Origin of the sequence: Enterobacter cloacae complex sp. IR5441 (assembly GCF_049238215.1) — a bacterium.
GTDB classification, from domain to species: domain Bacteria; phylum Pseudomonadota; class Gammaproteobacteria; order Enterobacterales; family Enterobacteriaceae; genus Enterobacter; species Enterobacter hormaechei_C.
In genome coordinates, this window is the sequence record NZ_JBMKIA010000021.1 from 18,118 (window position 1) to 38,423 (window position 20,306).

Below are 20,306 nucleotides of genomic sequence, written 5' to 3' on the forward strand. Positions count from 1 at the left end.
ACTTAAGTTTCTCAACAGGTATCCACCGTGCTCAATAAACTCTCTCGTCTGCTGGAACAGGCAGGTATTTCGCTCACCGATCACCAGAAAAATCAGCTGGTGGCCTATGTCGATATGCTGAACAAATGGAATAAAGCGTACAACCTCACCTCCGTACGCGATCCCAACGAGATGCTGATTCGTCATATTCTCGATAGCATCGTCGTGGCGCCATATCTGAACGGGGAACGTTTTATCGACGTGGGCACCGGCCCGGGCTTGCCGGGCGTTCCGTTGTCTATTGTTCGACCGGAGAGTCAATTCACGCTGCTGGACAGCCTGGGTAAGCGCGTACGCTTTTTACGCCAGGTCCAGCATGAGCTGAAGCTGGAAAACATCACGCCCGTGCAGAGCAGGGTAGAGGAGTTCCCGGCTGAGCCACCGTTTGACGGCGTTATCAGCCGCGCATTTGCGTCACTCAATGACATGGTGAGCTGGTGCAAACACCTGCCGGCGGAGAAGGGGCGTTTTTATGCGCTGAAAGGGCAACTTCCGGGGGACGAAATCGAGCAGCTTCCGGACGGTTTTGCTGTCGAATCCATTGAGAAACTTCAGATCCCTCAGCTCGAAGGTGAGCGTCATCTGGTGATAATTAAGCCAAACACTTTTTAAAAATTAATAAAAAATGTGGAATTTGTGCTGTTCTGATCGTGTTAAAAAGCAGCACATCCCGTCTGTTTTGGCCGTTGTTAATTTAACCTTGTTGTTACCATGGGTTTTCTTATGGTTAACCTGAAGTGAGTTGTTCACTCTGAGGATAATCAACCATGAAAATATCAGCCTGCTAAAAGTGGGTAAAGGCAACAAGAATGGAATGTTAAATATTTATTAAGAATGTCAATAAAAGGTTTTTGTTGTATACGGCTCTGTTTTAAAAATAGTTGCGATTTTTTTGCTTTAATTTCATACAGATGAAATAACTCGTTTTACGTCTTTGATAAATACCACTTTATCGCAAATGTGTATTTTGTGATCTCGTGCACGCTTTATCACCAACGTTTCCGCGCTTTTTGCAGTTTTGCCTGAAGGTCGGCACTTAGGTCAAAAGTTGAAAAATAGGACTGGGGAAAAATATTTAAACATTTATTCACCTTTTCGCTACTTAATGTTTGAAATCACGGGTACGCACCGTATAATTTGACCGCTTTTTGATGCTTGACTCTGAGCCTTAAAGGACGTTTTATACGACACGCGGCATACCTCGAAGGGAGCAGGAGTAAAAACGTGATGTCTGTGTCGCTCTTGAGTAGAAACGTTGCTCGTAAGCTTCTGTTCATTCAGTTTCTGGCTGTGATAGCAAGTGGACTGCTGTTTAGCCTCAAAGACCCCTTCTGGGGCATCTCCGCCGCGTGCGGAGGTTTGGCGGTGGTTCTGCCAAACGTGTTGTTTATGATTTTTGCCTGGCGTCATCAGGCGCATACACCCGCCAAAGGCCGCGTGGCCTGGTCCTTCGCTCTCGGCGAAGTGTGTAAGGTGTTGCTGACCTTTGCTCTACTGGTGATGGCGCTGGCGGTTTTGAAAGTGGTATTCATGCCGCTGATAGCAACGTGGGTTTTGGTGCTGGTGGTACAAGTTCTGGCTCCAGCTGTAATCAATAACAAAGGGTAAAAGGCATCATGGCTTCAGAAAATATGACGCCGCAGGATTACATAGGTCACCATCTGAATAACCTTCAGCTGGACCTGCGTACATTCTCGCTGGTGGATCCACATAACCCCCCGGCCACCTTCTGGACGATCAACATCGACTCCATGTTCTTCTCGGTGGTTTTGGGTCTTCTGTTCCTGGCCATGTTCCGCAGCGTTGCTAAAAAGGCGACCAGCGGTGTTCCAGGGAAATTCCAGACGTTCATCGAGATGATCATCGGCTTCGTCCATGGCAGCGTGAAAGACATGTACCATGGTAAGAGCAAACTGATTGCTCCGCTGGCCCTGACCGTGTTCGTTTGGGTCTTCCTGATGAACCTGATGGACCTCCTGCCTATCGATTTCTTACCTTGGATCGGTGAGCACGTACTCGGCCTGCCTGCACTGCGCGTGGTTCCGTCTGCCGACGTGAACATCACCCTGTCTATGGCGCTGGGCGTATTTATCCTCATTCTGTTCTACAGCATCAAAATGAAAGGCGTAAGCGGCTTTGTGAAAGAGCTTACCTTGCAGCCGTTCAACCACTGGGCGTTTATTCCGGTCAACCTGATCCTGGAAGGCGTTAGCCTGCTGTCCAAACCTGTTTCACTGGGTCTGCGACTGTTCGGCAACATGTATGCGGGTGAGCTGATTTTCATTCTGATCGCGGGTCTTCTGCCGTGGTGGTCACAGTGGATTCTGAATGTGCCATGGGCCATTTTCCACATCCTGATCATTACGCTGCAAGCCTTTATCTTCATGGTTCTGACGATCGTCTATCTGTCGATGGCGTCTGAAGAGCACTGATTTTTTACCAACACTACTACGTTTTAATTGAAACAAACTGGAGACTGTCATGGAAAACCTGAATATGGATCTGCTGTACATGGCTGCCGCTGTGATGATGGGTCTGGCGGCTATCGGTGCTGCGATCGGTATCGGCATCCTCGGGGGCAAATTCCTGGAAGGCGCAGCGCGTCAACCTGATCTGATTCCTCTGCTGCGTACTCAGTTCTTTATCGTTATGGGTCTGGTGGATGCAATCCCAATGATCGCTGTAGGTCTGGGTCTGTACGTGATGTTTGCTGTCGCGTAGTAGTTGTTTTAAAACCCCAAGCCACAGAAATTTAAGAGGTATTGTGCTGTGAACATGAACGCAACAATCCTCGGCCAGGCCATCGCGTTTATTCTCTTTGTCTGGTTCTGCATGAAGTATGTATGGCCGCCTTTAATGGCTGCCATCGAAAAACGTCAGAAAGAAATTGCTGACGGTCTGGCTTCCGCAGAACGCGCTAAGAAAGATTTGGACCTTGCACAGGCCAACGCGACAGACCAGCTGAAAAAAGCGAAAGCTGAAGCTCAGGTAATCATTGAACAGGCTAACAAACGCCGTTCTCAGATCCTGGACGAAGCCAAAGCTGAAGCAGAACAGGAACGTACTAAGATCGTGACACAGGCTCAGGCTGAAATTGAAGCTGAGCGTAAACGTGCTCGTGAAGAACTGCGTAAGCAGGTTGCGATTCTGGCTGTTGCTGGCGCCGAGAAGATCATCGAACGTTCCGTGGATGAAGCTGCTAACAGCGACATCGTGGACAAACTTGTCGCTGAACTGTAAGGAGGGAGGGGCTGATGTCTGAATTTGTTACGGTAGCTCGCCCCTACGCCAAAGCAGCTTTTGACTTTGCTGTCGAACACCAAAATGTCGATCGCTGGCAGAATATGCTGGCGTTTGCCGCTGAGGTGACGAAAAACGAACAAATGGCCGAGTTGCTTTCTGGTGCGTTAGCGCCTGAAACTCTCGCCGCGTCGTTTATCGCCGTGTGCGGAGAGCAACTGGATGCCAACGGCCAGAACCTGATTAAGGTGATGGCGGAAAATGGTCGTCTCCGTGTGCTCCCGGATGTTCTCGAGCAGTTTGAGCACTTACGTGCCCTTAGTGAAGCTACCGCTGAAGTTGAAGTAACTTCTGCGACTGAACTGAGTAACGAACAGCTTGCGAAAATCACCGCCGCGATGGAAAAACGTCTGTCACGCAAAGTTAAGCTGAATTGCAAAATCGATAAGTCTGTAATGGCAGGCGTAATCATCCGCTCGGGTGATATGGTCATTGATGGCAGCGTACGCGGCCGTCTTGAGCGCCTTGCAGACGTCTTGCAGTCTTAAGGGGACTGGAGCATGCAACTGAATTCCACCGAAATCAGCGAACTGATCAAGCAGCGCATTGCTCAGTTCAATGTTGTGAGTGAAGCTCACAACGAAGGTACTATTGTTTCTGTAAGTGACGGTGTTATCCGCATCCACGGCCTGGCCGATTGTATGCAGGGTGAGATGATTTCCCTGCCGGGTAACCGTTACGCTATCGCACTGAACCTGGAGCGCGACTCCGTAGGTGCCGTTGTGATGGGTCCATACGCTGACCTTGCCGAAGGCATGAAGGTTAAGTGTACTGGCCGTATTCTGGAAGTACCGGTTGGCCGTGGCCTGCTGGGTCGCGTTGTTAACACCCTGGGTGCGCCAATCGACGGTAAAGGTCCGGTTGAGCATGATGGCTTCTCCCCAATCGAAGTTATCGCACCAGGCGTTATCGACCGTCAGTCCGTTGATCAGCCAGTGCAGACGGGTTATAAGTCCGTTGACGCCATGATCCCAATCGGTCGTGGTCAGCGTGAACTGATCATCGGTGACCGTCAGACCGGTAAAACCGCGATGGCAATCGACGCCATCATCAACCAGCGTGATTCCGGCATCAAATGTGTATACGTGGCTATCGGCCAGAAAGCGTCCACCATTTCCAACGTGGTTCGTAAACTGGAAGAGCACGGCGCACTGTCTAACACCATCGTTGTGGTAGCAACCGCGTCTGAATCTGCTGCACTGCAATACCTGGCGCCATACGCCGGTTGCGCAATGGGCGAATACTTCCGTGACCGCGGTGAAGATGCGCTGATCGTATACGATGACCTGTCTAAACAGGCCGTTGCTTATCGTCAGGTTTCCCTGCTGCTCCGTCGTCCACCAGGACGTGAAGCATTCCCGGGCGACGTATTCTACCTCCACTCTCGTCTGCTGGAGCGTGCTTCCCGCGTTAACGCGGAATACGTCGAGAACTTCACCAAAGGTGAAGTGAAGGGTAAAACAGGTTCTCTGACCGCTCTGCCGATCATTGAAACCCAGGCGGGTGACGTTTCTGCGTTCGTTCCGACCAACGTAATCTCCATTACCGATGGTCAGATCTTCCTGGAAACCAACCTGTTTAACTCCGGTATTCGTCCGGCGGTTAACCCGGGTATCTCCGTATCCCGTGTGGGTGGTGCTGCTCAGACCAAGATCATCAAGAAACTGTCCGGTGGTATCCGTACCGCGCTGGCACAGTATCGTGAACTGGCTGCGTTCTCTCAGTTCGCATCCGATCTGGACGAAGCAACCCGTAAACAGCTGAGCCACGGTCAGAAAGTGACCGAGCTGCTGAAGCAGAAACAGTACGCGCCAATGTCTGTTGCTCAGCAGGGCCTGGTACTGTTCGCGGCTGAACGCGGTTACCTCGAAGATGTGGAACTGGCGAAAATCGGTAGCTTCGAAGCCGCTCTGCTGGCTTACGTCGACCGTGATCACGCTCCGCTGATGCAAGAGATCAACCAGACCGGTGGCTATAACGACGAAATCGAAGGCAAGCTGAAAGCTATCCTCGATTCCTTCAAAGCAACCCAATCCTGGTAATCGTCCGGCGGCTTGTCTTAGGACAAGCCGTCTGGCATTGAGGAGAAGCTCATGGCCGGCGCAAAAGAGATACGTAGTAAGATCGCAAGCGTCCAGAACACGCAAAAGATCACTAAAGCGATGGAGATGGTCGCCGCTTCCAAAATGCGTAAATCGCAGGATCGCATGGCGGCCAGCCGTCCTTATGCAGAGACCATGCGCAAAGTGATTGGTCACCTTGCGAACGGTAATCTGGAATATAAGCACCCTTACCTGGAAGAACGCGACGTTAAGCGCGTGGGCTACCTGGTGGTGTCGACTGACCGTGGTCTGTGTGGCGGCTTGAACATTAACCTGTTCAAAAAACTGCTGGCGGATATGAAAGGCTGGTCCGATAAAGGCGTTCAGTGCGATCTGGCACTGATTGGCTCTAAAGGCGTCTCTTTCTTTAACTCCGTTGGCGGCAACATTGTCGCTCAGGTGACCGGTATGGGTGATAACCCGTCCCTGTCCGAACTGATCGGCCCGGTTAAAGTGATGTTGCAGGCCTACGATGAAGGCCGTCTGGACAGACTGTACGTTGTCAGCAACAAATTTATTAACACCATGTCTCAGGTGCCTACGCTCACTCAGATGCTGCCGTTACCGGCATCAGAAGATGACGAGCTGAAACAGAAAGCCTGGGATTACCTGTATGAACCCGATCCGAAACCGCTGCTGGATACCCTGCTGCGTCGTTACGTTGAATCTCAGGTTTATCAGGGCGTTGTAGAAAACCTGGCCAGCGAGCAGGCCGCACGAATGGTGGCGATGAAAGCCGCGACCGATAATGGCGGCAGCCTGATTAAAGAGCTGCAGTTGGTTTACAACAAAGCTCGTCAGGCCAGCATTACTCAGGAACTCACCGAGATCGTCTCGGGGGCCGCCGCGGTTTAACCAGGTTTACGAATTACGTAGAGGATTCAAGATGGCTACTGGAAAGATTGTCCAGGTAATCGGCGCCGTGGTGGACGTCGAGTTCCCTCAGGACGCCGTACCACGCGTGTACGACGCGCTTGAGGTACAGAATGGTAACGAGAGCCTGGTGCTGGAAGTTCAGCAGCAGCTCGGCGGCGGTATCGTGCGTACCATCGCCATGGGTTCTTCCGACGGTCTGCGTCGTGGTCTGGAAGTAAAAGACCTTGAGCACCCGATCGAAGTCCCGGTAGGTAAAGCAACACTGGGTCGTATCATGAACGTATTGGGTCAGCCAATCGACATGAAAGGCGACATCGGTGAAGAAGAGCGTTGGGCTATCCACCGCGCGGCACCTTCCTACGAAGAGCTGTCCAGCTCTCAGGAACTGCTGGAAACCGGCATCAAAGTTATCGACCTGATGTGTCCGTTCGCGAAGGGCGGTAAAGTCGGTCTGTTCGGTGGTGCGGGTGTAGGTAAAACCGTAAACATGATGGAGCTGATCCGTAACATCGCGATCGAGCACTCCGGTTACTCCGTGTTTGCGGGCGTGGGTGAACGTACTCGTGAGGGTAACGACTTCTACCACGAAATGACCGACTCCAACGTTCTGGATAAAGTATCCCTGGTTTACGGCCAGATGAACGAGCCACCAGGAAACCGTCTGCGCGTTGCGCTGACCGGCCTGACGATGGCTGAGAAGTTCCGTGACGAAGGTCGTGACGTTCTGCTGTTCGTTGATAACATCTACCGTTACACCCTGGCCGGTACTGAAGTATCTGCACTGCTGGGTCGTATGCCTTCAGCGGTAGGTTATCAGCCTACGCTTGCGGAAGAGATGGGTGTTCTTCAGGAACGTATCACCTCTACCAAAACCGGTTCTATCACCTCCGTTCAGGCGGTATACGTACCTGCGGATGACTTGACTGACCCATCCCCAGCCACCACCTTTGCTCACTTAGATGCAACCGTGGTACTGAGCCGTCAGATCGCGTCTCTGGGTATCTACCCGGCCGTTGACCCGCTGGACTCCACCAGCCGTCAGCTGGATCCACTGGTTGTTGGCCAGGAGCACTACGACACCGCGCGTGGCGTACAGTCCCTGCTGCAACGTTATCAGGAACTGAAAGACATCATCGCCATCCTGGGTATGGATGAACTGTCTGAAGAAGACAAACTGGTGGTAGCACGTGCGCGTAAGATCCAGCGCTTCCTGTCCCAGCCGTTCTTCGTTGCGGAAGTATTCACCGGTGCACCTGGTAAATACGTTTCCCTGAAAGACACCATCCGTGGCTTTAAAGGCATCATGGAAGGCGAATACGATCACCTGCCAGAGCAGGCGTTCTACATGGTTGGTTCCATCGAAGAAGCCGTGGAAAAAGCCAAAAAACTTTAACGCCTTAATCGGAGGGTGATATGGCAATGACTTACCACCTGGACGTCGTCAGCGCAGAGCAACAAATGTTCTCTGGTCTGGTCGAGAAAATCCAGGTAACGGGTAGTGAAGGTGAACTGGGTATTTTCCCGGGTCACGCACCGCTGCTCACCGCCATTAAGCCTGGTATGATCCGCATCGTTAAACAGTTCGGTCATGAAGAGTTTATCTATCTGTCCGGCGGCATTCTTGAAGTGCAGCCAGGCAGTGTGACCGTTCTGGCCGATACCGCTATTCGTGGCCAGGATCTCGACGAAGCGCGAGCCCTGGAATCGAAGCGTAAGGCTGAAGAGCACATTAGCAGCTCTCATGGTGACGTGGATTACGCTCAGGCGTCTGCGGAGCTGGCCAAAGCGATCGCGAAACTGCGCGTTATCGAGTTGACCAAAAAAGCGATGTAACACCGGCTTGAAAAGCACAAAAGCCAGTCTGGATCCCAGGCTGGCTTTTTTTTTCGGCCTTAATTCATGATGAAAAAGATGTAGAATTTTAAGCATCAAACGTTTTTACTTCTCACACAAACTACCGTCAGGATGCGTATGTTAAACAGTGCGATGAGCGTGGTGATCCTTGCCGCAGGCAAAGGTACCCGCATGTATTCCGATCTGCCTAAGGTGCTCCACACGCTGGCAGGAAAGCCAATGGTTCAGCATGTTATTGATGCAGCGAATGAATTAGGCGCCAGCCAGGTGCATCTGGTTTATGGACATGGCGGCGACCTGCTGAAAAAAACGCTGCATGACGACAATCTCAACTGGGTGCTACAGGCAGAACAGTTGGGTACAGGCCATGCGATGCAGCAGGCTGCACCCTTCTTCGCTGATGATGAAGATATCCTGATGCTCTACGGCGACGTCCCGCTGATCTCCGTTGAAACCCTCACTCGCCTGCGTGAAGCCAAACCGCAGGGCGGCATCGGTTTGTTGACCGTCGTGCTGGACGATCCAACCGGCTATGGCCGCATTACGCGTGAAAACGGCAAGGTAACCGGGATTGTTGAGCATAAAGATGCCACTGACGAACAGCGCCAGATTCAGGAGATCAACACCGGCATCCTGATTGCGAACGGTGCGGATATGAAGCGCTGGCTGTCCAGACTCAACAATACCAACGCGCAGGGTGAATACTACATCACCGACATCATTGCGATGGCTTACCAGGAAGGGCGTGAGATTGCCGCCGTTCACCCGGCTCGCATCAGCGAAACGGACGGGGTAAACAACCGTCTCCAGCTTTCTCGCCTGGAGCGTATTTACCAGTCCGAGCAGGCAGAAAAGCTGTTGCTCGCGGGCGTTATGCTGCGCGATCCGGCGCGTTTCGATCTGCGTGGCACGCTGACCCACGGGCGCGACGTTGAAATAGATACTAACGTTATCCTGGAAGGTAACGTCACGCTGGGCAACCGCGTCAAAATCGGCACTGGCTGCGTGATTAAAAACAGCGTGATCGGTGACGACTGCGAAATCAGCCCGTACAGCGTGGTGGAAGATGCCCATCTTGAGGCGGCATGTACCATCGGCCCGTTTGCGCGTCTGCGCCCGGGCGCTGAGCTGCTGGAAGGCGCTCACGTAGGTAACTTTGTGGAAATGAAAAAAGCGCGTCTGGGTAAGGGCTCGAAAGCCGGTCATCTGACCTATCTGGGCGATGCGGAAATTGGCGACAACGTAAACATCGGTGCTGGAACCATCACCTGTAACTATGACGGTGCCAATAAGTTTAAAACCATCATCGGTGATGATGTGTTTGTAGGCTCCGATACCCAGCTGGTGGCGCCTGTCACCGTGGGCAAAGGCGTGACCATTGCCGCCGGGACAACCGTTACGCGCGATGTGGCCGAGAACGAGCTGGTGTTAAGCCGTGTGCCGCAGGTCAGCAAGCAGGGCTGGAAACGCCCGGTGAAGAAGAAGTAACAACAAGGCGGGTGGCGCTATGCTTACCCGCCCTACGATTGAGTAGGCCTGATAAGGCGTAGCCGACATCAGGCAAACCCGGGAGAGGAGATAAATATATATCTCCCCCCACAAGCAGTACCCATAAAAATAACCCCACTCTCTACAAGGCTCGGGGCGGCCCGGAAAGGGCAAATACAGGTCAGCGACAACGCATGGCATAACGCCATAATCAGGAAATCTAACTATGTGTGGAATTGTTGGCGCAGTTGCGCAGCGTGATATTGCTGAAATCCTTCTCGAAGGTTTACGTCGTCTGGAATACCGTGGTTACGACTCAGCCGGTCTGGCTGTGGTCGATGCAGAAGGTCATATGACCCGTCTGCGTCGTCTCGGTAAAGTGCAGATGCTGGCCCAGGCTGCGGAAGAACATCCGCTGCACGGTGGCACCGGTATTGCACATACCCGCTGGGCGACCCACGGTGAGCCATCTGAAGGCAACGCACACCCGCATGTGTCTGAACACATCGTGGTGGTGCACAACGGCATTATCGAAAACCACGAACCGCTGCGTGAAGAACTGAAAGCGCGCGGCTATACCTTCGTCTCTGAAACCGATACCGAAGTGATTGCTCACCTGGTGCACTGGGAGCTGGCAAAGGGCGGTACACTGCGTGATGCGGTGCTGCGCGCTATTCCTCAGCTGCGTGGTGCTTACGGTACGGTGATCATGGATTCCCGCGACCCGTCCACGCTGCTGGCCGCGCGTTCCGGTAGCCCGATGGTGATTGGTCTGGGCATGGGTGAAAACTTTATTGCTTCCGACCAGCTGGCGCTGCTGCCGGTTACCCGTCGCTTTATCTTCCTGGAAGAGGGAGACATTGCCGAGGTGACACGTCGCAGCGTCACCGTATTCGACACCAAAGGCGAGCAGGTTAAGCGTCAGGAGATCGAATCAAACCTGCAATACGACGCGGGCGACAAAGGCGCTTACCGTCACTACATGCAGAAAGAGATCTACGAACAGCCAAACGCCATTAAAAACACCCTGACCGGTCGCATCAGCCATGGTGAAGTGGATCTGAGCGAGCTGGGCGCCAATGCCAACGAACTGCTGAGCAAAGTCGAGCACATTCAGATCGTGGCCTGCGGTACCTCTTATAACTCCGGTATGGTCTCGCGCTACTGGTTTGAATCCCTGGCGGGCGTGCCGTGTGATGTGGAAATCGCGTCTGAGTTCCGCTATCGAAAATCTGCGGTGCGTCGTAACAGCCTGATGATCACCCTTTCTCAGTCTGGCGAAACGGCTGATACCCTGGCGGCGCTGCGTCTGTCTAAAGAGTTGGGTTACCTGGGCTCGCTGGCCATCTGTAACGTGCCGGGCTCTTCGCTGGTACGTGAATCCGATCTGGCGCTGATGACCAAAGCCGGTACTGAAATTGGCGTGGCTTCCACCAAGGCGTTCACCACTCAGTTGACCGTTCTGCTGATGCTGGTGGCGAAACTGGCGCGTCTGAAAGGTCTGGATGCCTCCGTTGAACACGACATTGTGCATGGCCTTCAGGCGCTGCCGAGCCGTATCGAGCAGATGCTGTCTCAGGACAAACGCATTGAGGCGCTGGCGGAAGATTTCTCTGACAAACATCACTCCCTGTTCCTGGGGCGTGGCGATCAGTATCCGATTGCGCTGGAAGGCGCACTGAAGCTGAAAGAGATCTCTTACATTCACGCTGAAGCTTACGCGGCAGGTGAACTGAAACATGGCCCGCTGGCGCTGATCGACGCGGATATGCCGGTTATCGTGGTGGCACCGAACAACGAACTGCTGGAAAAACTGAAATCTAACATCGAAGAAGTGCGCGCCCGTGGTGGTGTTCTGTACGTCTTTGCGGATAAAGATGCCGGTTTCGCCAGCAGCGACAACATGCACATCATCGAGATGCCGCATGTGGAAGAGGTGATTGCGCCGATCTTCTACACTGTTCCGCTGCAACTGCTGGCTTATCACGTCGCGCTGATCAAAGGCACCGACGTTGACCAGCCGCGAAATCTGGCGAAGTCTGTTACCGTAGAATAACTCCTTCAGACTCCACCTTCGGGTGGAGTTTTTTTTATGACAACCTGTCATTTTCAGCTATTTTTTCAGTGTCACATAAAGAAAATATTACTGAAATCCTGCCGTCACGTTCCCATTTAAGTGGGTGATAATTAAAGATATTTTTGGTTTTCTTTAAGTGAAACTTTCTTTGTCATAAAACTGTCATATTTCGTACATTTATCTGTCACCTGTTTGTCCTATTTTGCTCATCGTAGCCACTTAAACAATGATTTACGAAATCCTTGCAGGAGACATTATGAAAGTTATGCGTACCACTGTCGCAACTGTTGTCGCCGCGACCTTATCAATGAGCGCTTTCTCTGCCTTTGCAGCAGCAAGCCTGACTGGCGCTGGTGCAACCTTCCCTGCGCCGGTGTATGCCAAATGGGCGGATACCTACCAGAAAGAGACCGGTAACAAGGTCAACTATCAGGGTATCGGCTCCTCCGGTGGCGTAAAACAAATTACCGCGAATACCGTTGATTTCGGCGCATCCGACGCTCCGCTGTCTGATGAGAAACTGAATCAGGAAGGCCTGTTCCAGTTCCCGACCGTGATCGGCGGCGTTGTGCTGGCTGTTAACATCCCTGGCCTGAAATCAGGCGAGCTGGTGCTGGACGGCAAAACCCTGGGTGACATCTACCTGGGCAAAATCAAAAAATGGGATGACGAAGCCATCACTAAGCTGAACCCGGGCGTTAAGCTGCCTTCGCAGAATATCGCGGTGGTTCGTCGTGCTGACGGCTCTGGTACCTCTTTCGTGTTCACCAGCTACCTGGCGAAAGTGAACGAAGAGTGGAAATCTAAAGTCGGTTCCGGCTCTACCGTTAACTGGCCAACCGGTCTGGGCGGTAAAGGCAACGACGGTATCGCAGCCTTCGTACAGCGTCTGCCAGGCTCCATCGGTTACGTAGAATACGCTTACGCTAAGCAGAACAACCTGGCTTACACCAAACTGGTTTCTGCCGACGGCAAACCGGTTAGCCCGACCGAAGAGAATTTCGCCAACGCCGCGAAAGGCGCTGACTGGAGCAAATCCTTCGCGCAGGACCTGACCAACCAGAAAGGCGACGATGCATGGCCTATCACGTCTACCACCTTCATTCTGGTCCACAAAGAGCAGAAGAAACCTGAGCAGGGTGCTGAAGTGCTGAAGTTCTTCGACTGGGCATATAAAAATGGCGGCAAACAGGCTAACGATCTGGATTACGCCAGCCTGCCAGACAGCGTGGTTGAGCAGATCCGTGCTGCATGGAAAACCAACGTGAAAGACAGCAGCGGTAAAGCGCTGTACTAACAGGATATATTTAACGAAGATGGCGGGTGGCGCTGCGCTTACCCGCCCTACGGTTTACTCTGTAGGCCCGGTAAGCGTCAGCGCCACCGGGCATATTCGTAAAAACGTCTCAAACAGAAGAGTAATTTATGGCTGCAACCAAGCCTGCATTTAACCCTCCGGGTAAAAAAGGTGACATGATTTTCAGCGCGCTGGTGAAACTGGCTGCGCTGATTGTGCTATTGCTGCTGGGCGGCATTATCGTGTCCCTGATTTTCTCCTCCTGGCCGAGCATTCAAAAATTTGGTTTCGCCTTCCTGTGGACCAAAGAGTGGGATGCGCCGAACGATATTTACGGTGCGCTGGTGCCGATTTACGGCACGCTGGTGACCTCTTTTATCGCCCTGTTGATTGCGGTTCCGGTGAGCTTTGGTATTGCCCTGTTCCTGACGGAACTGGCGCCAGGCTGGCTGCGACGTCCGCTGGGTATCGCCATTGAACTGCTGGCGGCCATCCCAAGTATCGTCTACGGCATGTGGGGCCTGTTTATCTTCGCGCCGCTGTTTGCGACGTACTTCCAGGAGCCGGTCGGTAACGTTCTCTCTGCCATTCCGTTTGTGGGGGCGCTGTTCTCCGGCCCGGCATTCGGTATCGGCATTCTGGCGGCAGGTGTGATCCTCGCCATCATGATTATTCCGTACATTGCGGCGGTCATGCGCGATGTCTTCGAACAAACCCCGGTGATGATGAAAGAGTCCGCCTACGGCATCGGCTGCACCACCTGGGAAGTTATCTGGCGCATCGTCCTTCCGTTCACCAAAAATGGGGTGATTGGCGGCATTATGCTGGGCTTAGGTCGCGCGCTGGGTGAAACCATGGCGGTCACCTTTATCATCGGCAACACCTACCAGCTCGACAGCGCCTCGCTTTATATGCCGGGGAACAGTATTACCTCTGCGCTGGCGAACGAATTTGCCGAAGCGGAATCCGGGCTGCACGTCGCCGCGCTGATGGAACTGGGTCTGATCCTGTTTGTTATCACCTTTATTGTGCTGGCTATCTCCAAGCTGATGATTATGCGTCTGGCTAAAAACGAGGGGGCACGCTAATGGCGACTCTCGACATGCAAAACACCGCTCAGCTTGCGGAATCCCGTCGCAAAATGCAGTCAAAGCGCCGGATTAAAAACCGCATTGCGTTGACGCTTTCCATGGCGACGATGGCGTTCGGCCTGTTCTGGCTGATCTGGATCCTGATGTCCACCATCACCCGGGGTATTGATGGAATGTCCCTGGCGCTGTTCACCGAGATGACGCCGCCGCCGAACACGGCGGGTGGTGGTCTGGCAAACGCCCTGGCGGGCAGCGGCCTGCTGATCCTGTGGGCGACCGTTTTCGGTACGCCGTTGGGCATCATGGCGGGTATCTATCTGGCGGAATATGGCCGCAAGTCCTGGATCGCTGAAGTCATCCGCTTCATTAACGACATTCTGCTTTCTGCCCCGTCGATTGTCGTGGGTCTGTTTGTTTACACCATCGTGGTGGCGCAAATGGAACACTTCTCCGGCTGGGCGGGTGTGATTGCGCTGGCGCTGTTGCAGGTGCCTATCGTTATTCGTACCACTGAAAACATGCTGAAACTGGTGCCGGACAGCCTGCGTGAAGCGGCTTACGCGCTGGGTACGCCTAAATGGAAGATGATTTCGGCGATCACCCTGAAAGCGTCCGTCTCGGGGATCATGACCGGTATCCTGCTGGCTATCGCCCGTATCGCCGGTGAAACCGCACCGCTGCTGTTTACCGCCCTCTCCAATCAGTTCTGGAGCACGGACATGATGCAGCCGATCGCCAACCTGCCGGTGACGATCTTTAAATTTGCGATGAGCCCATTCGCGGAATGGCAGCAGCTGGCCTGGGCCGGGGTGCTGATCATCACCCTTTGCGTACTGTTGCTGAACATTCTGGCGCGCGTCATTTTCGCGAAGAAGAAACACGGTTAAATTTTTACGGCGCGGCACATCGCGGCGCCGAATGAGGAAATGAGTCAATGAGTATGGTTGATACTGCCCCGGGTAAGATTCAGGTTCGTGATTTGAACTTCTACTACGGCAAATTCCATGCCCTGAAGAATATCAACCTGGATATCGCAAAGAACCAGGTAACGGCATTCATCGGTCCGTCCGGCTGTGGCAAATCCACGCTGCTGCGCACCTTTAACAAAATGTATTCGCTCTATCCGGAGCAGCGCGCAGAAGGTGAAATTCTGCTGGACGGTGACAACATCCTGACCAATACCCAGGATATCGCCCTGCTGCGTGCGAAAGTGGGGATGGTATTCCAGAAACCCACGCCGTTCCCGATGTCGATCTATGACAACATCGCCTTTGGTGTGCGTCTGTTTGAGAAGCTCTCCCGTGCGGATATGGACGAGCGCGTGCAGTGGGCATTGACCAAGGCCGCATTATGGAACGAAACCAAAGATAAACTTCACCAGAGTGGGTACTCTCTCTCCGGTGGTCAGCAGCAGCGTCTGTGCATTGCGCGCGGTATCGCCATTCGCCCGGAAGTCTTGCTGCTGGATGAGCCGTGCTCAGCCCTGGACCCGATCTCAACCGGGCGTATCGAAGAGCTGATCACCGAGCTGAAGCAGGATTACACCGTGGTGATCGTGACCCACAACATGCAGCAGGCTGCACGTTGTTCTGACCACACGGCGTTTATGTACCTGGGCGAGTTGATTGAGTTCAGCGATACGGACGCGCTGTTCACTCGTCCGGCGAAGAAACAAACCGAAGATTATATTACTGGCCGCTACGGTTGATTTGCCTTAGTGCATGTGGAGAAACCATGGACAACCTCAATCTTAATAAACACATTTCCGGCCAGTTTAACGCAGAGCTGGAAAGCATTCGCACCCAGGTGATGACCATGGGCGGCATGGTCGAGCAGCAGCTTTCTGACGCGATCACGGCGATGCACAACCAGGACAGCGAGCTGGCGAAGCGCGTTATTGAAGGCGACCACAACGTCAATATGATGGAAGTCGCCATCGACGAAGCCTGCGTGCGCATCATTGCGAAGCGTCAGCCGACGGCGAGCGACCTGCGTCTGGTGATGGCGATCATCAAAACCATCGCCGAGCTGGAGCGTATCGGTGACGTGGCGGATAAAATCTGCCGTACCGCGCTGGAGAAATTCTCCCAGCAGCACCAGCCGCTGCTGGTGAGCCTGGAGTCTCTCGGGCGCCACACCGTGCAGATGCTGCACGACGTGCTGGACGCTTTCGCGCGCATGGATCTGGACGAAGCGGTCCGTATCTACCGTGAAGACAAGAAAGTTGACCAGGAATACGAAGGCATTGTGCGTCAGCTGATGACCTACATGATGGAAGATTCTCGTACCATTCCAAGCGTACTGACCGCGCTGTTCTGTGCGCGCTCCATCGAGCGTATCGGTGACCGTTGCCAGAACATTTGCGAATACATCTTCTATTTCGTGAAGGGGCAGGATTTCCGACACGTGGGCGGCGACGAGCTGGACAAGCTGCTGGCAGGCAAAGATCCGAAAGAGTAATGTGTGTGGCGGGTGGCGCTAACGCTTACCCGCCCTACGTTAATTCAACGCGTAATATCCCACCCGCGCGCCTTCCACAACGCTGGCAACTGCGCCAGATCGGTAAAGGTCGTCACTTTTGGATGATCGATCGGCTTGTTGTGCGGATCGGCGCAGAAGTAAAACACCTCCATCCCCGCATCAATCCCTGACTGCGCGCCCGCAGACGAGTCATCCACCAGAATGCAGTTCTCCACGTTGACGTTCATCGCCTTCGCCGCGTGGAACATCAGCGCCGGATCGGGCTTCCAGCGCTGGATATCGTAGCCGCTGAACAGTTTTTCCGGGAAGTGGTGCAACATGTCCAGCTTGCCGAGCGAGTGCTGCATTTTGCTGACCGGGCCGTTAGAGACCACGCAGATCGGCACCGTCATCGCATCCAGCAGCGCGTTAGCGCCGGCGATAACTTCCAGCTCGGCGTCGAAGAGGCGTGCGACCTCGGCGCGGTACACCGGTTCCAGATCCGCTTTCGCCAGATCCACCCCGTGCTCTTCGTTAATGATGTCGATGATCTCGTACAGCTTCACGCCCTTAAAGCGTTTAAACACCTCTTCGAGATCGAGCGTAATGCCAAATTCCTGGAACATGGCGACATACGCGCGGGAACAAATGACCTCACTGTCGACCAGCGTACCGTCACAGTCGAAAAATACCGCTTCAATTCCGGACATGCCTTTCCCTTTTAACAAGTTTAACGTTTTCGTACGGCAGTTCACCGGGACGCAATCGTTGCCGTATAAGCAAAATCAATGAAAAAAGTATCCCGTAACCGCCACTATTGTCGCATTTTGGTATAGGATAGCGACGAATTTTCCCTCCTTGTTCGGAAATTGATGATGAGTCAACAACACACTACCCAGACGTCTGGTCAGGGGCTGCTTGAGCGCGTGTTCAAACTGCGCGAGCACGGCACAACGGCACGCACCGAAGTGATCGCCGGTTTTACTACCTTCCTGACGATGGTCTATATCGTTTTCGTTAACCCGCAAATTCTGGGCGTGGCTGGCATGGACACCAGCGCCGTCTTTGTAACCACCTGTCTGATCGCAGCCCTTGGCAGCATCCTGATGGGTGTTTTCGCTAATCTGCCCGTGGCGCTGGCCCCGGCAATGGGTCTGAATGCGTTCTTTGCGTTCGTGGTGGTTCAGGCGATGGGCCTGCCGTGGCAGGTTGGGATGGGCGCTATTTTCTGGGGCGCGGTCGGCCTGCTGCTGCTGACCATCTTCCGCGTGCGCTACTGGATGATTGCGAACATTCCCGTGAGCCTGCGCGTGGGCATCACCAGCGGTATCGGTCTGTTCATCGGCATGATGGGGCTGAAAAACGCTGGCGTTATCGTGGCGAACCCGGAAACGCTGGTGAGCATTGGTAACCTGACCTCTCACAGCGTGCTGCTGGGCGTGCTGGGCTTCTTTATCATCGCGATCCTGGCATCGCGCAACATCCATGCTGCGGTGCTGGTCTCTATCATTGTGACCACGCTGCTGGGCTGGATGCTGGGTGACGTGCATTACAACGGTATCGTCTCTGCGCCACCGAGCGTCTCTACCGTGATTGGCCACGTTGATCTGGCGGGCTCGCTGAACCTGGGACTGGCCGGGGTGATTTTCTCCTTCATGCTGGTCAACCTGTTTGACTCCTCCGGTACGCTGATTGGCGTGACCGACAAAGCGGGTCTGGCAGATGAAAAAGGCAAATTCCCGCGCATGAAGCAGGCGCTGTATGTGGATAGCATCTCTTCCGTTGCTGGCTCTTTCATCGGTACCTCGTCTGTTACCGCTTACATTGAATCCTCTTCCGGTGTGTCCGTGGGTGGTCGTACCGGCCTGACGGCGGTAGTTGTGGGTCTGCTGTTCCTGCTGGTGATCTTCCTCTCTCCGCTGGCGGGGATGGTGCCACCATACGCGGCAGCCGGCGCGCTGATCTACGTCGGCGTGCTGATGACCTCAAGCCTGGCGCGCGTGAAGTGGGAAGATCTGACGGAAGCCGTTCCGGCATTTATTACCGCGGTGATGATGCCGTTCAGCTTCTCGATCACCGAAGGTATCGCGCTGGGCTTTATCTCTTACTGCGTGATGAAGATCGGTACTGGCCGCTTCCGCGAACTCAGCCCGTGCGTGATTATTGTGGCGCTGCTGTTTGTGCTGAAGATTGTGTTTATTGATGCACACTAAGATGCTGGTGGTGTCAGGTGGCGCTTCGCTTACCTGACCTACTGACGAATGTAGGCCCGGTAAGCGCTAGCGCCACCGGGCTTTTTTATCAGGCCTTCACCCGCTTAATATAATCCCCAAACGCGGTCAGCTGGCCAGAGAGATGGTCACGCGTACTCTGATCCACCACTTCACCCGTCTGCGGGTCGACCTTGTTCTGAATCACGCCGCCCATAAATTCCGGCTTGTTCATCACCATCGCATCCAGGAACACCAGGATCTGACGCAGGTGATACTGGCAGCGCGCGCCGCCGATGGCGCCCATTGAGCTGGTCTGGATCAGCACAGGTTTACCAGACAGCGGCTGCTCCGGTAAACGGGACAGCCAGTCAATGGCGTTCTTCAGACCACCCGGCACCGAGTAGTTATACTCAGGCGTCACAATCACCACGCCGTCAGCCTGACGGATCTGCTCGGCTATCGCTTCCACGCTCTGCGGGAACCCTTCTTCCTGCTGAACGTCAGCATCATAAAGCGGGATGTCGCCAATGGACGGCAGGGCACTGATCTCCATTCCCGCAGGCGCCAGCTGCGGCAGCGTACGGGCAACCATCCCGTTAAAAGAACCTTTGCGCAGGCTTCCCAGTAACGTAACAACTTTCAACGTATCAGACATGATTACTCCTGTTTCATCATGATGACCCTGGACGGATCAGCTATGGGTGTATGCTTTTTCTGCCGGTAAACTGGTTAATCGCATCAGGCGCGCGGCGGGCTCGTTGGCGCGCTCAGGGACATCCGGAAGACTACGCCAACCGCGAGTGCTGTCAAACTCCCAGATTTTCAGCCGTTCGATGGCGGGTGTCACCGCAACGGACCAGATCAGCACGTCCTCAGCGTCGCTGAGCGCCTCTACCAGCGAGGCTTTTGTCGCGCGCAGGCGTCCGGAGCCGGGGAGCAGCTGCAACAGGCTGGCGTCGTCTGACGCCGCGCCGCTCAGTTTGCGGATGCTCTGGCGAAGGGTGATGAGCTGCGCTCTGGCTTCAACGGGGTCGTTCTGGTTACGTATCCACAGCTTCTCATTGCTTGAGAGCGGGTATTCATCGAGCGCGTTCGCACCATGGAAGCTGCGCGTGACGCGTTGTAGCTCCATATCCAGGCCGCAATCACCTTCCGTCGTCAGCGCGACGCCAACAATGTTGCCGGTGTACGCAATGGAAAAATGGGGGAGTGCCGGGTCCGCAAAAACCGGGCGACCTTCTGGCTGGGTGAGTATGTCCGGTAATTCGCTGGTGCCGTAGAGCATAAAAAGCAGTTCTGCGAGGAGCGCTCTGGAAGCTAAAAACCGCGTCCTGCGGTGTTCAGGTAGTTTGAGCGCCTCACTGTGACAGGCTGAAGAAAGTCTGGCCGATACGAGATGCCCTTCCGTTAATGTTCCTCGTGCAAAATGCGTAGCCATTTTTCGCTCCTTGATAATGGTCGTAGTCGGTTAAACGGTTACATGATTATCGCTTAACTCAGCTTCTGTTT

The 20,306-nt window shown here is 53.9% G+C and carries 21 protein-coding genes; 18 read left to right on the plus strand and 3 right to left on the minus strand.

Going from position 1 to position 20,306, the window contains the following annotated elements:
- Window positions 1-27 precede the first annotated feature (27 nt).
- From rsmG to phoU, 17 genes are all read left to right on the plus strand, one after another.
- Window positions 28-651 carry a 16S rRNA (guanine(527)-N(7))-methyltransferase RsmG gene (rsmG, locus tag ACOTX5_RS18820; protein ID WP_017694037.1) on the plus strand — a complete coding sequence of 208 codons (624 nt, stop codon included), beginning with the start codon at window positions 28-30 and terminating at the stop codon, window positions 649-651.
- Between the two features lie 615 nt (window positions 652-1,266).
- Entirely contained in the window at window positions 1,267-1,647 is a 381-nt protein-coding gene (gene atpI / locus ACOTX5_RS18825) for a F0F1 ATP synthase subunit I (RefSeq protein ID WP_003862375.1), read from the plus strand.
- A gap of 8 nt (window positions 1,648-1,655) precedes the next feature.
- Complete coding sequence (gene atpB / locus ACOTX5_RS18830) at window positions 1,656-2,471, plus strand: F0F1 ATP synthase subunit A (protein ID WP_003862373.1); 816 nt, start codon at window positions 1,656-1,658, stop codon at window positions 2,469-2,471.
- A 49-nt stretch (window positions 2,472-2,520) separates the two neighbouring features.
- Window positions 2,521-2,760, plus strand: a complete 240-nt coding sequence (gene atpE, locus ACOTX5_RS18835; protein ID WP_000429386.1) for a F0F1 ATP synthase subunit C — start codon at window positions 2,521-2,523, stop codon at window positions 2,758-2,760.
- Window positions 2,761-2,808: 48 nt separating this feature from the next.
- The gene (gene atpF / locus ACOTX5_RS18840) at window positions 2,809-3,279 is read left to right on the plus strand and encodes a F0F1 ATP synthase subunit B (protein WP_003862370.1); all 471 of its coding nucleotides are present in this window, start codon (window positions 2,809-2,811) and stop codon (window positions 3,277-3,279) included.
- Window positions 3,280-3,293: 14 nt separating this feature from the next.
- Entirely contained in the window at window positions 3,294-3,827 is a 534-nt protein-coding gene (atpH, locus tag ACOTX5_RS18845) for a F0F1 ATP synthase subunit delta (protein WP_015570151.1), read from the plus strand.
- 12 nt (window positions 3,828-3,839) lie between these two features.
- Window positions 3,840-5,381, plus strand: a complete 1,542-nt coding sequence (atpA, locus tag ACOTX5_RS18850) for a F0F1 ATP synthase subunit alpha (RefSeq protein ID WP_003862367.1) — start codon at window positions 3,840-3,842, stop codon at window positions 5,379-5,381.
- 51 nt (window positions 5,382-5,432) lie between these two features.
- Entirely contained in the window at window positions 5,433-6,296 is an 864-nt protein-coding gene (gene atpG / locus ACOTX5_RS18855; RefSeq protein WP_003862364.1) for a F0F1 ATP synthase subunit gamma, read from the plus strand.
- Window positions 6,297-6,327: 31 nt separating this feature from the next.
- Window positions 6,328-7,710, plus strand: a complete 1,383-nt coding sequence (atpD, locus tag ACOTX5_RS18860) for a F0F1 ATP synthase subunit beta (protein WP_015570150.1) — start codon at window positions 6,328-6,330, stop codon at window positions 7,708-7,710.
- A 20-nt stretch (window positions 7,711-7,730) separates the two neighbouring features.
- Window positions 7,731-8,150, plus strand: coding sequence for a F0F1 ATP synthase subunit epsilon (locus ACOTX5_RS18865; RefSeq protein ID WP_006177560.1), 420 nt, complete (start codon window positions 7,731-7,733; stop codon window positions 8,148-8,150).
- Window positions 8,151-8,288: 138 nt separating this feature from the next.
- The gene (glmU, locus tag ACOTX5_RS18870) at window positions 8,289-9,659 is read left to right on the plus strand and encodes a bifunctional UDP-N-acetylglucosamine diphosphorylase/glucosamine-1-phosphate N-acetyltransferase GlmU (RefSeq protein WP_045911553.1); all 1,371 of its coding nucleotides are present in this window, start codon (window positions 8,289-8,291) and stop codon (window positions 9,657-9,659) included.
- A gap of 226 nt (window positions 9,660-9,885) precedes the next feature.
- The gene (gene glmS / locus ACOTX5_RS18875; protein WP_023298944.1) at window positions 9,886-11,715 is read left to right on the plus strand and encodes a glutamine--fructose-6-phosphate transaminase (isomerizing); all 1,830 of its coding nucleotides are present in this window, start codon (window positions 9,886-9,888) and stop codon (window positions 11,713-11,715) included.
- Window positions 11,716-11,992: 277 nt separating this feature from the next.
- The gene (pstS, locus tag ACOTX5_RS18880) at window positions 11,993-13,033 is read left to right on the plus strand and encodes a phosphate ABC transporter substrate-binding protein PstS (protein ID WP_017383706.1); all 1,041 of its coding nucleotides are present in this window, start codon (window positions 11,993-11,995) and stop codon (window positions 13,031-13,033) included.
- A gap of 128 nt (window positions 13,034-13,161) precedes the next feature.
- Window positions 13,162-14,121, plus strand: coding sequence for a phosphate ABC transporter permease PstC (pstC, locus tag ACOTX5_RS18885; RefSeq protein WP_015570141.1), 960 nt, complete (start codon window positions 13,162-13,164; stop codon window positions 14,119-14,121).
- A complete protein-coding gene (gene pstA, locus ACOTX5_RS18890) occupies window positions 14,121-15,011 on the plus strand; it encodes a phosphate ABC transporter permease PstA (RefSeq protein ID WP_003861156.1) in 891 nt (296 codons plus the stop codon). Before pstC ends, pstA begins: the two co-directional genes overlap by 1 nt.
- 47 nt (window positions 15,012-15,058) lie before the next feature.
- Window positions 15,059-15,832: a phosphate ABC transporter ATP-binding protein PstB gene (pstB, locus tag ACOTX5_RS18895; protein ID WP_003861154.1), complete on the plus strand. Its 774-nt coding sequence runs from the start codon at window positions 15,059-15,061 to the stop codon at window positions 15,830-15,832.
- Window positions 15,833-15,858: 26 nt separating this feature from the next.
- Window positions 15,859-16,584, plus strand: a complete 726-nt coding sequence (gene phoU / locus ACOTX5_RS18900) for a phosphate signaling complex protein PhoU (RefSeq protein WP_003861153.1) — start codon at window positions 15,859-15,861, stop codon at window positions 16,582-16,584.
- A 44-nt stretch (window positions 16,585-16,628) separates the two neighbouring features.
- On the opposite strand, the gene yieH is transcribed toward phoU, so the two are convergent.
- Entirely contained in the window at window positions 16,629-17,294 is a 666-nt protein-coding gene (gene yieH / locus ACOTX5_RS18905) for a 6-phosphogluconate phosphatase (RefSeq protein ID WP_045911554.1), read from the minus strand.
- 165 nt (window positions 17,295-17,459) lie between these two features.
- On the opposite strand from yieH, the gene adeP reads away from it, so the two are divergent.
- Window positions 17,460-18,797: an adenine permease AdeP gene (gene adeP / locus ACOTX5_RS18910; RefSeq protein ID WP_017383704.1), complete on the plus strand. Its 1,338-nt coding sequence runs from the start codon at window positions 17,460-17,462 to the stop codon at window positions 18,795-18,797.
- Between the two features lie 88 nt (window positions 18,798-18,885).
- Here the strand turns inward: adeP and ACOTX5_RS18915 are convergent, their stop codons facing one another.
- Together ACOTX5_RS18915 and ACOTX5_RS18920 are read right to left on the minus strand one after the other, a co-directional pair.
- On the minus strand, window positions 18,886-19,452 hold the full coding sequence (locus ACOTX5_RS18915) for an NADPH-dependent FMN reductase (RefSeq protein WP_003861147.1): 567 nt from the start codon (window positions 19,450-19,452) through the stop codon (window positions 18,886-18,888).
- A gap of 36 nt (window positions 19,453-19,488) precedes the next feature.
- A complete protein-coding gene (locus tag ACOTX5_RS18920) occupies window positions 19,489-20,235 on the minus strand; it encodes a 4'-phosphopantetheinyl transferase family protein (RefSeq protein WP_045911555.1) in 747 nt (248 codons plus the stop codon).
- Window positions 20,236-20,306: the final 71 nt, after the last annotated feature.